Genomic DNA, 16,044 nt, shown 5'->3' with positions numbered 1-16,044 from the left:
CGAAGCGCTCGTCCGCGCTCAGCGTTCGCCCCACGGGCGCAGGTGGCCGTAGAACGCCAGCCCGTAACAGCCCACCGCCCACACCAACGCAGCGGTCCAGCCGGCGAGGATGTCGGAGGGGTAATGCACGCCCAGATAGATGCGTGACAGGCCCACCATCGCCACCAGGAACGCCATCGCGCCGAGCGTGGGCCAGCGCCAGCGCGTGTGCCAGGCCAGCAGGACCAGCACCGCCGCCAGGGTCATCGAGCCCATCGCATGGCCGCTGGGAAAACTGAAGCTCGCCTCGGGCGAGATCGATTCCCACAGGCTTGGCCGCTCGCGCGCGAAGAATTGCTTGGTGGCGAGGTTCAACAGCGCCGAGCCGCCGAGCGCCGCGGCGGCGAAGATGCTTTCGCGGAAGCGCCGTCGCCACGCCAGCGCCGCCACCAGCGCGACGTCGAACGGCACCACGCCGTACTGGTAGCCGATCGCCGAGAACAGCAGGAACCAGCGGTCGAATCCCTCCCGCGCCATGGCGCGCGCGAGCTGCAGGATCGGCGCATCGAAGGGAAACGCTTCCGCCTCGCGCACCTCGTCGGCGAGCTCGGCGAAGCCCCACAGCGGCAACAGCAGGCCGGCGAACAACAGCAGCAAGCGTCCGCCGTGGCGCTGCAGGAAGGCCTCGCCGGCCCGGGTTTCCGCCTTTGCGACGGAAACGGTTTTCGCGACGACCTCAGGGGCCCGGTGCGGCGCCGGACCGGAATTTCCGCTCGACATAGTCATCGATCAACGCGACGAATTCGACGGCGATGTTCTCACCGCGCAAGGTGACGCTCTTTTCACCGTCGACGAAGACCGGCGCGGCTGGAGCCTCGCCGGTGCCCGGCAGCGAGATGCCGATGTTGGCATGGCGCGATTCGCCCGGTCCGTTGACCACGCAGCCCATCACCGCCAGGGTGAGGTTCTCCGCGCCCGGGTGGCTGATCTTCCAAAGCGGCATCTTCGCGCGCACGTGTTCCTGCACCACCTTCGCCAGTTCCTGGAAAAACTCCGACGTGGTGCGGCCGCAGCCTGGGCACGCGGTGACCATCGGCGTGAACGCGCGCAGCCCCATGGTCTGCAGCAGCTCCTGCGCCACCACCACCTCGGTCGTGCGCGCCTGCCCAGGTTCGGGCGTCAGCGAAATGCGGATCGTATCGCCGATGCCCTCCTGCAGCAGCACGGCCAGCGCAGCGCTGGAAGCGACGATGCCCTTGCTGCCGATGCCGGCCTCGGTCAGGCCCAGGTGCAGGGCGAAATCCGAACGCGAGGCCAGGTCGCGATAGACCGCGATGAGCTCCTGCACGCCGCTGACCTTGGCGCTGAGCACGATGCGATCGGCGGGAAGCCCCAGTTCGACGGCACGATGCGCCGAGTCCAGCGCCGAGAGGATCAGCGCCTCGCGCATCACCCGACCCGCGTCCCAGGGCTCGGCGCGCGCGTGGTTCTCGTCCATCAGCCGCGCCGCCAGCGCCTGGTCCAGGGAACCCCAGTTGGCGCCGATGCGCACCGGCTTGTCGTAACGGATGGCGAATTCCACCAGCTGCGCGAACTGGGTGTCGCGCTTCTTGCCGAAGCCGACATTGCCCGGATTGATCCGGTACTTGGCCAGCGCCTCGGCGCAGGCCGGCTCGTTCGCCAGCAACTGATGGCCGTTGTAGTGGAAGTCGCCGATCACCGGTACCTCCAGCCCCTGCATGCGCAGGCGCTCGACGATGCGCGGGACCGCGGCGGCGGCTTCCGCGGTATTCACCGTGATCCGCACCAGTTCGGAACCGGCGCGCCACAGCTCGGCGATCTGTTTCGCGGTCGAAGCGACGTCGGCGGTGTCGGTGTTGGTCATCGACTGCACCACCACCGGCGCATCGCCGCCTACCTTGACCCCGCCAACCGAAACCTGGCGCGTCCTGCGCCGCGGCGCGGGGCCGTAGGTCCACTCGGCAAGCGAATGGATCAGGCTGGGCGTGTGCTGCGGGCTTGCGGACATCCGCACATTGTAGGGCGGGCCCGGGCCCGCCTTCGCGGATCGCGGCGATCCCGCATTCGCGTGCGCCTGTTTCCGGCCTGCCTTGGCCTGGCGTCGATTCCACCCTCGCGACGGGGCCGTGCAGGGGTGTCCAGGTTCGAGGCCGGGCGATGGGGGCCTGGGCCCGCCCTACAATCACCCGATGACCGATGCTCCGACCGGGGAAGTGCTGACCCCCAGCCAGCTCAACACCCTGGCCCGCGACCTGCTGGAAGGCGCATTCCCGCTGATCTGGGTCGAGGGCGAACTGGGTAACGTCTCCAAACCCGCATCCGGCCATCTCTACTTCACCCTCAAGGACGAACGCGCGCAGGTGCGCTGCGCCATGTTCAGGCCCAAGAGCACATGGCTGAAGTTCCAGCCGCGCGAGGGCCTAAGGGTGCTCGCGCGCGGCCGCCTGACCCTGTACGAGGCGCGCGGCGACTACCAGCTGGTGCTCGATCACATGGAGGAAGCCGGCGAAGGCGCGCTGCGGCGCGCGTTCGACGCGCTCAAGGCCAGGCTGACCGCCGACGGCGTGTTCGACGATGCACGCAAGCGGCCCTTGCCCGCCTTCCCGCGCCGCATCGGCCTGATCACCTCACCGAGCGGCGCGGTGGTGCGCGATGTGCTGAGCGTGCTGGCGCGGCGTTTCCCGTTGGTCGAGGTCGACGTGTTGCCGGTGCCCGTGCAGGGCGAGACCGCCGCCGCGCAGATCCGCGGCATGCTTTCGCGCGCGATCGCTTCGGAACGCTACGACATACTGCTGCTTGCGCGCGGCGGCGGTTCGCTGGAGGACCTGTGGGCCTTCAACGACGAACAGCTGGCGCGGGCGCTCGCCGCCTCGCCGGTGCCGGTGGTCTCGGCCGTCGGCCACGAAACCGACTTCAGCCTGGCCGATTTCGCCGCCGATCTGCGCGCGCCTACGCCTTCGGTGGCCGCCGAACTGCTGGTGCCGCATCGCGCCGACCTGACCACGCAGCTGCTGGGGCTGCAGCGGCGCATGCATCGCCTGCAGGCGGATCGCCTGCGTCAGCTCGCCCAGCGCGCGGACCGCGCGGTGCTGCGCCTGCAGGCTGCCCGGCCGCAGGCGCGGCTCGCCCTGCTGTGTCGTCGCCAGGACGACGCCGCGCGCCGCCTGCAGGCAGGGGTGCAACGTCGGCTGGACGCCGCGCGTGCGCGGCTGCGGCATGCCGACGCGGTGCTGCGCGCCTGTCACCCCGAACGCCGGCTCGCGCTGCTGCGCCAGCGCCTGATCGCGCTGCGCACGCGACCCCAGGCCGCGATCGCCCGTCGCCTGCAAGGCGAGGCACTGGGCCTGCGCAACCTCGCCCGTTCGCTGGAAGCGGTCAGTCCGCTGTCCACCATCGCCCGCGGCTACGCCATCCTCCAGCACCCTGATGGCCGCGTGGTGCGCAAGGTCGGCGAAGCTTCGCCTGGCGACAGGCTCGAAGCACGGCTCCAGGATGGCGTGCTGGGGGTCCGCGTCGAAGGCGAGCTCCTGTAGGAGCGCCGCTTCGGCCCGATCGCATTGGAGTGGGAGCGGCCTTGACCGCGAATGCTTTCGTCTTTCAATCCGTACCCGGAAGAAACAATCGTGGCCAAGACCGCTCCCACGGGTAACTGAGGCGTCGCGCCACAGCGGCGCTCCTGCAGACGCGCTTAACGGCGATGCTGCAAACATGCGTCCACGGAGACTTGCATGCTCAAGAAGACCTACCCGTATTACCTTGCCAACAAGCCATTCCCGGCGAACACCGATCTCGAGGTGCTGGACAAGTACTCCGGCAAGCGCGCCACACGCGTGGCGTTCGCCGACAAGGTGGCAGTACGCAAGGCCATCGTCGCCGCGCACAAGGCGCGCGAGGCGATGGCTGCTTTCACACCCGACGCGCGCCGTGACGTGCTCGAACATTGCGTGCGCCGATTCAGCGAACGCCAGGAGGAGCTGGCGCTGGCCCTGTGCATCGAGGCCGGCAAGCCAATCCGGGATGCGCGCGGCGAAGTCACCCGGCTGATCGATACCTTCCGCATCGCCGCCGGCGAAGCGACGCGCATCGGCGGCGAGGTGATCGAGCTGCAGGTTTCCCCGCGCACCCGTGGCTACCGAGGCATGACCCGGCGGGTCCCCATCGGTGTCTGCGCCTTCATCACTCCGTTCAACTTTCCGCTCAACCTGGTGGCGCACAAGGTCGCGCCGGCGATCGCCGCGGGCTGCCCGTTCGTGCTCAAGCCCGCGGCGAAAACGCCCGTCGGCGCCTTGATCATCGGCGAGGTGCTGGCGGAGACGGGCCTGCCGAAGGGAGCGTTCTCGATCCTGCCGTGCTCCAACGAAGATGCCAGCCTGCTGGTGGAAGACGAGCGCATCGCCCTGCTCAGCTTTACCGGCGGCCTGGTCGGCTGGGACCTGAAGGCCCGCGCGGGCCGCAAGAAAGTGACCCTGGAACTGGGCGGCAACGCGGCCTGCATCGTGGACGCCGATCCCGGCCGGCCGCTGGACGCGCTGGTCGAACGCCTGGTGTTCGGCGCCTATTACCAGTCCGGCCAGAGCTGCATCAGCGTGCAGCGGATCTACGCGCATCGTGCGGTCTACCCGAAGCTGGTGAAGCGGCTCGCTGCGGCGGTTGGCAAGTTGAAGATGGGCGACCCGCGCGACGAGAAGGTATTCATCGGGCCGATGATCGACGAGGACGCCGCAAGGCGCGTCGACAGCTGGGTCAGGGCCGCGCTGAAATCCGGAGCAAGGCAACTCGCAGGCGGCAAGCGCAAGGGCAACATGCTGCCCGCGTCGCTACTGGAAAACGTGCCGTACGACGCCGACCTTTACCGCAAGGAGGCCTTCGGCCCGGTGGCCTGCATCGAGGCGTTCGACGACTTCGACGATGCCATCGCCCGGGTCAACGACAGCGACTTCGGCCTGCAGGCCGGCGTGTTCACCGCCGATCTCGCCCACGCGATGCGCGCCTGGGACCGGATCGAAGCGGGCGGCGTGATCGTCGGCGACGTCCCCAGCTTCCGTGTCGACAACATGCCCTATGGCGGCGTGAAGCAGTCTGGCCTCGGACGCGAAGGGGTGAGTTACGCGATCGAGGATATGACCGAACCGCGGCTGCTGGTAATCCGCACCCCGTAGGGCGGGTCTCGACCCGCCATCCCCATTCGCGACCGTCGCGTGCGCCGTGCGCACGCCGATGCGCCGCGCATGGCCGGGCAAGGGCGCCTGCGCCTGGGCACACCACGGCTACAGGCGCTTTTTTTTTTCGACTGTAAACGTTTGCAGGCGAAATTCCCTCTCCCGGATATATGACTAGCGTGCTACAAACCTCGGCGGGGGCTCCGGAACGTCACGTCCATGGCAGCGCAACGCACGTCCATGGGAGCGACGCGTGAGCGTGCCTACTCATACCTACGGAGCAAATCCATGCCAACGCCGTCCGCCCGCTTCACCCGATCCGCTCTGAGCCTGGGACTGATGCTTGCCCTCTCAACGCTGGCGCAGGCGCAGGATGCTCCCGTGCCACAGGAGGCAGCGGCGCCCCCGCCGGCCAGCCAAGCCGATGAGACCACGACCCTGGACGTCGTGTCGGTACTGGGCTCGCGCACCAAACCACGCACCGAGGCCAGCTCGTCGGTGCCGATCGACATCCTGGGCGGTGAGGAATTCCACAACCAGCCCTCGGTCGACGTGCTGGACAAGATGCGCACGCTGGTTCCCTCGTTCAACGTCAGCACCATCCCGATCGACGATGCCGCCACCCTGATCCGCCCAGCCAATCTGCGCGGGCTGCCGCCGGACAACACCTTGGTGCTGGTCAACGGCAAGCGCCGCCACCGCGCTGCGGTCATCACCTTCCTCGGCCACGGCCTGTCCGACGGCTCGCAGGGGCCGGACATCTCGGTGTTCCCGTCGTTGGCGCTGGAGCAGGTGGAGGTGCTGCGCGACGGCGCAGCAGCGCAGTACGGGTCGGATGCCATCGCCGGCGTGATCAACTTCGGCTTGAAGCGGCTGGAGGAGGGCGGCACGGTCGAGGCCTTCGCCGGCCAGCAATACGAGGGCGACGGTTTCACCCGCCAGGCCAGCGCACAACTCGGCATGCCGCTGACTTCGGACGGCTTCGCCACCTTCACCTTCGAATCGCGCAAGGCCGATGCCACTTCGCGCAGCGTTCAGCGCGACGATGCCGCGGCGGTCGCTGCGGCCGGCTATCCCGACGTACAGGATCCGGCGCAGATCTGGGGCTCGCCGGAGGTCAACGAGGACCTGAAGTTCGTCTACAACCTGGGCATTTCCGGCGAGAACGTGGAAACCTATCTGTTCGGCAACCTGGCCAGGCGCGAGGTCACCGGCGGCTTCTACTACCGCAACCCGACCAACCGCGGCGGCGTATATTCGAACGACGGCGGCCAGTCCCTGCTGGTCGGCTCGCTGGACGGCGGCGCCTGCCCGACCATCGCCCTGCGCGATGCCGACGGCAACCTGATTCCGTATTCGGTCGTAGGTCCGCAGGTCGATGCGCTGCCGGCGAACTGCTTCACCTTCCTGTCGCAACTGCCCGGCGGTTTCACCCCGAGCTTCGGCGGGCTGATGAAGGACGCCTCGGTGGTCGCTGGGGTCAAGGGCATGTGGGGCGACGGCTGGCATTGGGACCTGAGCGGGTCCTGGGGCCGCAACCAGATCGATTTCTTCATGCTCAATACGGTCAACGCCTCGACCGGGCCGGTACAGCCGGACGGCGGGCGGTTCGAGCCGGGCGGCAACGTCCAGACCGAAACCAATTTCAACTTCGATGTCGGCAAGGATGTCGAGACCGGCTTCACCGTGGCACCGCTGGCGCTGGCGATGGGCGCGGAGTGGCGCGAGGAGAAGTTCGAGATCGAAGGCGGCGACACTCCGTCCACTGCCATCGGTCCGCTAACCGAGCAGGGCTTCAGCATCGGCTCCAACGGCTTTCCCGGCTTCGCGCCGGGCACGGTGGGTACGTTCAACCGCGACAACTGGGCGGTTTACGTCGATGCCGAGGCCCAGTTCACCAACGCGTTCCGGCTGGCGGCGGCAGTGCGGCATGAGGACTTCAGCGACTTCGGCGGCACCACCAACTGGAAGCTCACCGGCCGCTACGACTTCACCGACAGCTTCGCCCTGCGCGGCGCGGTGAGCACCGGCTTCCGTGCGCCCACGCCCGGCCAGGCCAACGTCAGCCAAGTCACCACCGCCTTCATCGATGGCGAGCTGCGCGACACCGCGACGCTGCCGCCGGCGTTGCTCGAAGGCCTGTTCCCCGGCGCCGAGCCCCTGCAGCCGGAGGAATCGAAGAACGCATCGCTGGGCCTGGTGTTCAACAGCGGCGACTGGTTGGTCACCGCCGATGCCTACCGCATCGAGGTGCAGGACCGCATTGCCCGCAGCACGGACTTCGACGTGACCCAGGCGCAACGCGACGAACTCATCGCCCGCGGCCGCCCGGACCTGGCGTCGCTTAGCCGGGTGGGCTTCTTCGTCAACGACTTCGACACCACCACCACCGGCGTGGACCTGGTCACGACTTGGACCACCGAACACTTCGGCGGCGACACCACCTATTCGCTGGCCGCGAACTGGAACGAGACCGAAGTGGACGATTTCACCCCGGGCATCATCAGCGAGGCGCGAATCAAGAAGCTGGAGGAATCGCTGCCCAGCACCAAGGGCTACTTCAGCATCAACCACCAGCGCGAGGTGTTCCAGGCCAACCTGCGCGTGAACTACTACGGCTCGTTCTACGAGGATCACCTGGACAGCGACGTCGTGGCGATCGAGGACGGCGGCCTGCCGATCTACGGCGACAGCGCGGTTACGGTGGATGCGGAAGTAGGCTGGCGGTTCGCGTCCGGCCTGTATTTCAACGTCGGCGCGCAGAACCTGTTCGACAAGGTGCCGGAGGACAACCCCTGGGGCGGCGTCGCCGGCGCGCAGTACCCGGTGCATGCGCCATATGGATTCAACGGTGGGTTCTACTACGCACGCGTGGGTTACAAGTTCTGATCGCAGCTGTGCAGCCGCAACGAGAGCCCCGCTTCGGCGGGGCTTCTCGCATCTGTGAGAGCGACCTTTCGTGGGGGCGGCCCTGGTCGCGATTACGCTCCGTCCAGTGCAGGATCAAAGGCCGCTCCCGCAGATCAGTTTCGGTCGCCACGCCGATCGGATACCGAATACGCCCTGATCGAACTCCGCGACCCGGGTTGTGCTGGCTGGGCGAAAGCCGCCGCGCTAGCGGCGGAGCTTGCGGGCTCCACCAGTCCCCTATATCGCCATTCTCATGCGGGAAACTGGCACATGGATGCCACCAGGCAGATCCAGGTCGAAACGCTCAAGTACGACAAATCCGGACGCCAGGTAGAGTGGCTCGCCTGGCATGGTGGCAATCAGCTCCAACGAACTAAAGCCAGCCTGTTTTGATGCCGCCACGCACGCGGTCATGAGTTGGCGCCCCAAGCCACGACGCGCCATGGAAGGATGCACAAAGAACGCACGAATGCGGGCGGGCTCCGTGGCCGGGTCAAGCAGCGGGTCCGATCCGGTCTTGGTTTGATCCCCGCCGAACAGCGTACGCCGCTTGCTCCAGCCACCACAGGCAACGATACGGTTCTCGTGTTCTATGGCGAAGTAGGTCTGATCATCAATCAGCTGGGTGTCGACGCCGAATACGTGGCGAGTGATCGCGTCTGCTTGTTCCGGCGAATAGTAGCCGATACTCAAGGCGTGACCGGAGACTTCAATGAGCTCGCCAAGAGCTGGGATATCCGGTCGCTCAGCAGTACGCAGTTCCATTGCTAGTGCCCAAATCAAACAGCTCAGCCATTGGTTACGCGCATGACGCGGCCATAACGCGTCTCCACTGCCCTGGCTTCCGCACCGTCTGGCGTGATGTTGAACATCGTGATGACCAGTTCGTCGGCGGCTGGCTGGGCGATCTCGGTGCGCCAGCCCCAGCGCGGGCCGCCCTGGCCATCGCCATAGCTGCCAAGCGCCTTGAATCCGCTGTCATCTGCGTGTGCCGTCGAAAACATGATCGCGCTGCCGGTGTGGAAACTGTCCACCCAGGCCGCTTCGTACGCGTCCTCGTCCAGGTGCAGTCCGTACAGGGCAATGCCCTCGCCCGCCTGCTCGCCTTCGCCGTAGCGGTATTCGTGCAGCAGGAAGCGGCCACCGAGCACGCTGCGCAGCGTGCCGCGTTGCCGCACGTCCATCACCGGCGGCTGGTCAGGCTCGAACCAGACACGGGTCGCTCCCTCCCAATTGCCACTCATCGATGCCAGCACCTGGTGCCGGCCGCTGGCCAGGGATTGCTCGAACTCTGCCTTGCCCATGCCCTGTCCTCCGGCTGCGCCGCAGGCGACTTTAACCCCATTGCCGCGGCACGCGTTGCCTGACCGGACAACTCCGAAGGCAGCTCCGCTCGCGGCCGCAGCCTGCTGCATCATCCCTGCCACCACTGGCAACCCATCTCGCCGCCGGCCAACGCCGGGAAACCCGGCGGAAGCACGCCCTTCACGGTGCTCGTCCGGCCGTCGCTGAAGCCCGTGCCGCGCCATGGCATCATCCGGGCAACTGCGGCCGGATGCTACGGCAACGAGGTTGCTTGGATGACAGTCACCACCAGGTCCCGGCTTCCCGGCCGCATGACACTGACCAACCAACTGCTCGAATCGTTGGGTCAAGCGATCGTCTCGGGGGAATTCGACGGAGAGAAGTTCCCCAGCGAAGCGGAGATCTCGAAACGCCACAGAACCAGCCGTAGCGTGACCCGCGAGGCGGTGAAGATGCTCACCGCCAAGGGCATGATCTCGACGCGGCCCCGCAGCGGAATCGTCACCCAGCCCCAGGAACGGTGGAGCCTGCTCGATCCGGATGTGCTGCGCTGGATGCTGGAACGCAAGTTCTCTTACGAACTTCTGCGTCATTTCACCGAGATGCGGCTGGGGTTGGAAACCGCCGCCGCTGCGCTCGCGGCGAAATACGCGACTCCCCAGACCCTGCGCGGGATCGAGATCGGGCTCGAGCGCATGGTCGCGGCCGGGCGCGGCGATGGCGACCACCTCGCCGCGGACATCGCCTTCCACGTTGCGATACTGGAGGCCACCGAGAACCCGTTCTACCTCCAGCTCGACGAATTCATCCATACCGCGCTCAAGTTTTCGATCCGGCTGACAAACCGCATCAAGGGCTCGCCCAGCATCCCCGCGCATCGGCGCGTATTCGACGCCATCAAATCCGGCGACGCGGAAAAAGCCAGCTCGGCGATGGCGCAGATCATCACCGAAGCGCTGGCGCTGATCTCCGCGGCGGAAAGAAAGGACAGGAAGAGCAAACGCCCTGCCCGTTCGCGTTAGCCGGCCATTCCTAGGATCAGGATGCGATCGGGCGCGGTGCGCAGCCCGACCGCCCGTCACGGCCGGGCGCATGTCCCCGGCGCACGCGCCGGGGACCGGTCGCTACCACTTTGCGCGCACCCCGAAGGTGTATGTCCTGCCTTCGAAATTGATGAAAGTCGGGCGGTTCTCGTACAGCATGTAGCCCTCGCGTTCCTCGCGGGTCAGGTTGGTGCCTTCCACAAACACCGAGAAGTGGTCGTTGAGACTGTAGGCCGCGCTCATGTCCAGTTGCCCGTAGGCCTTGGTGTATTCGGGCTGCGAGCCGGAACCGCAGGACAGGCACGACAGCCATTCGTCGCGCCAGTTGTAGGCCAGGCGCGCCTGCCAGGGTCCCTTTTCGTAAAACAGGCTCAGGTTGGCCGAATCCCCGATTCCGGGGATGGCGAAGCGTCCGGCGCCGGACAGGATCGCCTCGTCGATCGAGGCATCGCTCTTGACGTGGGTGTAGTTGAAAGCCGTGCCGAACCCGTCGAAGGGCGCTGGCAGGCCGGTGAACTGCTGGTTGTAGGTGAACTCCAGGCCCTCGACCTTGGCCTCGTTGAGGTTGACCGGCAAGGTCTGGGTGAAGGGGAAGCCCAGGATCTCGACCTGAGTGTCGACCGTAGTGGTGAAATTGCTGATGTTCTTGAAGAATGCGCCCACGGCGACGTAGCTGGTATCGGCAAAATACCACTCCAGACCGATGTCGAAGTTCTCAGACAGGTAGGGCTTGAGATTGGTATTGCCGGTGCTGACCGTCTGGTTGTTGGGCCGGAAGTTGTAGCCGGCCGAGACCCGCAGCTGCGAAAGCTCCGGACGGGTCAGCGTCCTTGACGCGTTCAGGCGGAAGACCAGGTCGTCGCGCAGGTTCAGCCTGAAGTTGGCCGACGGCAACCAGTAGTCGTAACTTCCCTCGGCGCGGGTGAGGACGGGCTCGCCAAAGGTGCCGATGGCATTGCTGGTATCGGTGGGATTGACCCGGACGTCCAGCAGCGGCGCTACGAAAGCGGAGGACACGGTGTCTGTCTTGATGTAACGGTAGCCCAGGTCCAGGTGCCAGGGCATATCTCGCATCGTGCCTTCGAAATCGGCCTTGACGTAGAACGACGAGGTCTTTTCCTTGACCTGCCAGTAGCTCCGCTGGATCGGGTGGGTCGCCCAGCCGCCACCGTTGGCCTCCAGTGCCGCCACGAAGGCGGCGATCTCCTCGTCGGTCTTCAGTCCCTGCAACTGCATGTAGGACTCCGGCGTGGTCAGGTAATCCATGTACATGTCCGGGTCGTAGCTGACCCACTGGGCCGGGAAGCCTTGCGAGTGGCCGCCGAACCAGTTGCCCGCATCGAACACGTAGGCACCGATGGCATCGGCCGGCGTGGTGGCGTTGTAGCCGCAGTAGAAGGCGCACAGGCTCATGGCGTCATCCACGCCCATGTCGATGAAGCGGGTGGAGCGGTTGGACGCCAGCGCACCGAAGCTCAGCTGCGCCAACGGGCCGTCCAGGAAGGACTTGGTCAGATTCGCTTTGACCTCGTCGAGCCGGTTGGTCCGATGATCGCCGCCCATGCCGCAGCAGTGCGAGTACAGGTTGGATATGGCGTCGCTGGGCGTAAGCGCGTCGTAGTTGTAGTAGGGGAATCCGCCGCCGCCGGGGTTGGTCCAGTGCGGCACATAGCCGATGTTGCGGGTGCCCACCACGCGGTAGGAGTCGCCGCTGTCGTACTTGTTCCACGACTTGGCGCGCGACAGGTCCACTTCCAGGGTGGTGGTGTCGTCGATCTGCCAGGCCAGGTTCATTCCAGTCTGGAATACTTTCGCATCGCGCGGAAGCGTGGACACGATGTAATCGGTCGCGAGTATGCCGGTATCGCCGCGGGTGTATTCGGTGGCGGTGCCGTTGTCATCCACTTCGATATCGGTGATGTCGTTGGTATTGCCGTAAAACCCCAGGCCGTGCTGCAACTGGTCGGACTCGTAGTTCGAGTACATGGCATCGAACTTCAGCTTCAGCGAATCGCTCGGATTCCAGTCGATCGCCGCGCTCAGGCCCTTGCGCACCGAATCGATGGTGGTGTAGTTGCCGATCGTGGTTTCCGGCGTCGCCACCTCCTCCACACCTTGCTCGCGCAGCCTGTGGAAGGCTGGAGGCAGACTCGCAAGCACCGCAGGGTCCGTCAGATCGGAGACGTACCAGCCTTGCTGATTGACCTGGTAGCTGCGGTGCTTGCGCTCGTAGTACATGCCCGACAGCAGCCAGCCGAAGGTCTGATCGGCGTTGGCGTGGCTGAGGAAGAACGAACCCTTGGGAGTGGACTTGTCGTCCAGGCCGCCTTCCATGCTGTCGTTGAGCGCACTCAGGGATCCGGCGAAATGAAAGCCCTCGTTGTCCAGCGGCCGCGCGGTGCGGATGTTGATGGTGCCGCCGATGCCGCCATCGACGATGTCGGCGGCGCTGGTCTTGTACACCTCGGCGGTGCTGATCAGTTCCGAAGGCAGGGTGTCGAAGTTGAAGCCGCGGTTCTCCGCATCCGACACGATCGAACGGCCGTTGACCAGCACGTTGACGAACTGCGGCCCCAGGCCGCGCACCGTGACCTGGCTGGACTCGCCGCTGCCGGTACGGTTGACCGAGACACCGGGCACCCGTTGCAGCGAGTCGGCGACGTTTTGGTCTGGGAACTTGCCGGCCTCTTCGGCGGAGATCGCGTCGACCACGCCGGCGGCGTTCTGCTTGATCGCTTGCGCGCGGCGCAGCGAGGCGCGCTGCCCGGTCACGACGACCTCGCTCATGTCCTGCACGTCGTCGAACTGCGGTTGACCCGCCTCCGCGGTGGCACCCTCCGGCTTGGGAGATGTCTGCGACGCATCGTCCGGAGCAGCGGCCGGTTCCTGGCCGGATGCCGTAGCGGCAGCTTGCGCGAACGCGAACGGACACGCAGTCGCGCATCCCAACCCAACCAGCGCGACGCGCACAGCAGACCATAAGACGGCGGATTTCATCTGTTTTCTCTCCGGGGTTGGCATGGACATTTCTTTAGCGGCTTCCCTGCTCGTCTGAGACGCGGCGGAATTCACTGGCTTGTCATATAAGCGGTCGTATCGCAGGCGACGTTCGTCGCCGTCCGCGGACAGTGGGCCGGTGGGTGACTTTGTTCTGTGGTCCGGTTCCTGCGCATGGCTGCGCTGCGGTCGCCGCTACGTATTCCCCGGGAATGGCGCGCCGCGAACCGCCACTCGATGCCCATAGCCACGCTCAGGGCGCAACAGGACGAATCGAAACTGGCTGCGTGGATCGGCGAGGAGCGAGATGCACGAAACACCCATGCGTCATCGCTGCCGTTGGCGTGGATCCCGATCAGGCTGCACACGCGCCTGCTTGCGAAATCCCAGAAATGCGGTCTCAACGCCTGACTCGATACAGCTCCGAGGGCCGCCGCGAAGTCGACGAGCGCGCTCCGGACCGCAACAAATCCACTCATGAAGTACGGCTGTCCGAATAAGCCGGCTGACGCACGCTAATCGCGAATGCATCAGCTGTACTGTGGTCCGGCGCCCCCAATGACGATGCTACTTATCATATAAATGCGATCAAGTCGCACTGCACCATCGCGCACTAATCTGCCCATACACAGAACGTCTTGTGACATCCGTCACCGGAATGCCGTGAGCATCGCCATGAAGCGGTTTCAAACGAACCTGTTTGCCGGAAAAGACGCGCAGGTCAGTCTCATCGCGTAGTACGGATGGGTCACGACGAAAAAGGACGCGCGTCCGCGCGAGACGTCGGCTCGATCTTGCTCGCCATGTATTCGCCCTTCGCATGACGCCGGACCCGGGCCCACATCCGTCAACCCCGATCCCGTCGCTGCCGCGTTTGCCCCTCCGTCCATCCCCGGAGAGCGCCCATGCAACGCCATGCACTGACCATCGCCTTGCTGTGCACGCTGGCCACGGCCTGCAGCACCACGTCCACCACCGCAGAAAGAAATGAAGCCGACGGCACTGGCCTGATCGCACCTGCCCCGCCGCCGCGGGCCACAGCGGAGAACGAAGCCGTCAGCCTCGATCAGGTCGCGGTCACCGGCACCTATGTTGCGGCCAAGGCGATGCGTCAGATGGCTCCGGCGTCGGTTGCGGCCGCAGCGCCGGTGATCGCGCCGGGCGGCTATTGGCAACCCGACAACACCGAGAAGTACGCGGCGCGCGAGGATAATCCGGTGCAACGCACCAGCGAACAGCCGGTGTCCACTTTCTCCGTCGATGTCGACACCGGCAGCTATGCCAACGTGCGGCGCATGCTGCGCGACGGCGTCCGTCCGCCCGCCGACGCGGTCCGCGCCGAGGAGTTCATCAATTACTTCGATTACGGGCATCCCGCGCCGGACTCGCGCGAAAAGCCGTTCCGCGTGACCACCGAACTCGCGCCGGCGCCATGGAATGCTCAGCGTCAGCTGCTGATGATCGGCATCAAGGGCTATGACGTCCCCAAGGCGACCCTGCCGCCGGCGAACCTGGTGTTCCTGATCGACACGTCGGGTTCGATGGACCAGCCCAACAAGCTGCCGCTGCTCAAGCAGGCCTTCGCCCAGCTGGTGCCGCAGCTGCGCGCGCAGGACCGCGTGTCGATCGTGGTCTATGCCGGGTCCGCCGGACTGGTGCTGCCGCCCACGCCGGGCGACCGTCATGGCGAAATCCTGGCGGCGCTCGAACAGTTGCAGGCAGGCGGCAGCACCAATGGCGGCGAGGGCATCCGCCTGGCATATGCGATGGCCAGGCAGGCATACGCCGGCAACGGCGTGAACCGCGTGATCCTGGCGACCGATGGCGACTTCAACGTCGGCACCATCGACCAGGGCGCACTGGAGACCCTGGTCGGCGACCAGCGCAAGTCCGGGATCGCCCTGACCACGCTCGGCTTCGGTGACGGCAACTACAACGACGCCATGGCCGAGCAGCTGGCCGACGTTGGCGATGGCAACCACGCCTACATCGATACCCTGCAGGAGGCACGCAAGGTGCTGGTGGAGGAAATGCAGTCGACCCTGCTGACCATCGCCCGCGACGTGAAGATCCAGGTCGAGTTCAATCCGGCGGAAGTGGCCGAATACCGCCTGATCGGCTACGAAAACCGCGTGCTCAGGCGCGAAGACTTCGCCAACGACAAGGTCGATGCCGGCGACATCGGCGCCGGACACGAGGTCACCGCCCTGTATGAGCTCACCCCGGTCGGCGCGGGGACCCAGCGTCTGCCTGCACTGCGCTATGCCGACGTACAGGCGCGACCGGTGTCCACGTCCGGAGAAGTCGCCCATCTGCGCCTGCGCTACAAGCTGCCGCAGGCGACGGCGAGCCGGTTGATCGAGACTCCGATCCTGCGCCGCGATGCCAAAGCCCAGCCCGGCGAATCAATGCGTTTTGCCGCGGCGGTCGCCGCCTACGCCGATGCACTGCGAGGCGGCACGCAGATCGAAGGCTGGGGGTGGGACGACATCGCCCGGGCGGCCCGCGCTGCGCAGGGCAGCGACCGCTGGAGCCAGCGCGCCGAATTCCTGCAACTGATCGATGCTGCCCGCAATACGGTCGGTGGCGACGAAACCCACCGCATCGGGATCGCCGATTGAGCAGACGTG

The 16,044-nt window shown here is 66.1% G+C and carries 11 protein-coding genes; 6 read left to right on the top strand and 5 right to left on the bottom strand.

The window, feature by feature from the left end; genetic code table 11:
* Positions 1-18: 18 nt before the first annotated feature.
* Together MC375_RS10875 and ispG are read right to left on the bottom strand one after the other, a co-directional pair.
* Positions 19-759: a phosphatase PAP2 family protein gene (locus MC375_RS10875; RefSeq protein WP_242103433.1), complete on the bottom strand. Its 741-nt coding sequence runs from the start codon at positions 757-759 to the stop codon at positions 19-21.
* On the bottom strand, positions 716-2,008 hold the full coding sequence (gene ispG, locus MC375_RS10870; RefSeq protein ID WP_242103422.1) for a flavodoxin-dependent (E)-4-hydroxy-3-methylbut-2-enyl-diphosphate synthase: 1,293 nt from the start codon (positions 2,006-2,008) through the stop codon (positions 716-718). The genes MC375_RS10875 and ispG overlap by 44 nt, the downstream gene beginning before the upstream one ends.
* Positions 2,009-2,189: 181 nt before the next feature.
* On the opposite strand from ispG, the gene xseA reads away from it, so the two are divergent.
* From xseA to MC375_RS10855, 3 genes are all read left to right on the top strand, one after another.
* On the top strand, positions 2,190-3,533 hold the full coding sequence (gene xseA, locus MC375_RS10865) for an exodeoxyribonuclease VII large subunit (RefSeq protein ID WP_242103421.1): 1,344 nt from the start codon (positions 2,190-2,192) through the stop codon (positions 3,531-3,533).
* A gap of 195 nt (positions 3,534-3,728) precedes the next feature.
* The gene (locus tag MC375_RS10860; protein WP_242103420.1) at positions 3,729-5,159 is read left to right on the top strand and encodes an aldehyde dehydrogenase family protein; all 1,431 of its coding nucleotides are present in this window, start codon (positions 3,729-3,731) and stop codon (positions 5,157-5,159) included.
* A gap of 288 nt (positions 5,160-5,447) precedes the next feature.
* The gene (locus tag MC375_RS10855) at positions 5,448-8,048 is read left to right on the top strand and encodes a TonB-dependent receptor (protein WP_242103419.1); all 2,601 of its coding nucleotides are present in this window, start codon (positions 5,448-5,450) and stop codon (positions 8,046-8,048) included.
* A 258-nt stretch (positions 8,049-8,306) separates the two neighbouring features.
* On the opposite strand, the gene MC375_RS10850 is transcribed toward MC375_RS10855, so the two are convergent.
* The gene (locus MC375_RS10850; protein ID WP_242103418.1) at positions 8,307-8,834 is read right to left on the bottom strand and encodes a GNAT family N-acetyltransferase; all 528 of its coding nucleotides are present in this window, start codon (positions 8,832-8,834) and stop codon (positions 8,307-8,309) included.
* Between the two features lie 23 nt (positions 8,835-8,857).
* Positions 8,858-9,373, bottom strand: coding sequence for a DUF1579 family protein (locus MC375_RS10845; RefSeq protein WP_242103417.1), 516 nt, complete (start codon positions 9,371-9,373; stop codon positions 8,858-8,860).
* A 276-nt stretch (positions 9,374-9,649) separates the two neighbouring features.
* Here MC375_RS10845 and MC375_RS10840 point away from each other — a divergent pair, with 276 nt between their 5' ends.
* Positions 9,650-10,396, top strand: coding sequence for a FadR/GntR family transcriptional regulator (locus MC375_RS10840; protein WP_242103416.1), 747 nt, complete (start codon positions 9,650-9,652; stop codon positions 10,394-10,396).
* A 102-nt stretch (positions 10,397-10,498) separates the two neighbouring features.
* Here the strand turns inward: MC375_RS10840 and MC375_RS10835 are convergent, their stop codons facing one another.
* Positions 10,499-13,414: a TonB-dependent receptor gene (locus tag MC375_RS10835; protein WP_242103415.1), complete on the bottom strand. Its 2,916-nt coding sequence runs from the start codon at positions 13,412-13,414 to the stop codon at positions 10,499-10,501.
* Between the two features lie 174 nt (positions 13,415-13,588).
* On the opposite strand from MC375_RS10835, the gene MC375_RS10830 reads away from it, so the two are divergent.
* Together MC375_RS10830 and MC375_RS10825 are read left to right on the top strand one after the other, a co-directional pair.
* The gene (locus MC375_RS10830) at positions 13,589-13,825 is read left to right on the top strand and encodes a hypothetical protein (protein WP_242103414.1); all 237 of its coding nucleotides are present in this window, start codon (positions 13,589-13,591) and stop codon (positions 13,823-13,825) included.
* Between the two features lie 494 nt (positions 13,826-14,319).
* Complete coding sequence (locus MC375_RS10825) at positions 14,320-16,035, top strand: VWA domain-containing protein (RefSeq protein WP_242103413.1); 1,716 nt, start codon at positions 14,320-14,322, stop codon at positions 16,033-16,035.
* Positions 16,036-16,044 lie beyond the last annotated feature (9 nt).

Source organism: Lysobacter sp. M2-1 (assembly GCF_022662495.1).
Classification (GTDB): Bacteria; Pseudomonadota; Gammaproteobacteria; order Xanthomonadales; family Xanthomonadaceae; genus JAKPBU01.
The sequence above is the reverse complement of the archived record's forward strand: the minus strand, read 5'-3'. Positions and strand labels throughout refer to the sequence as shown.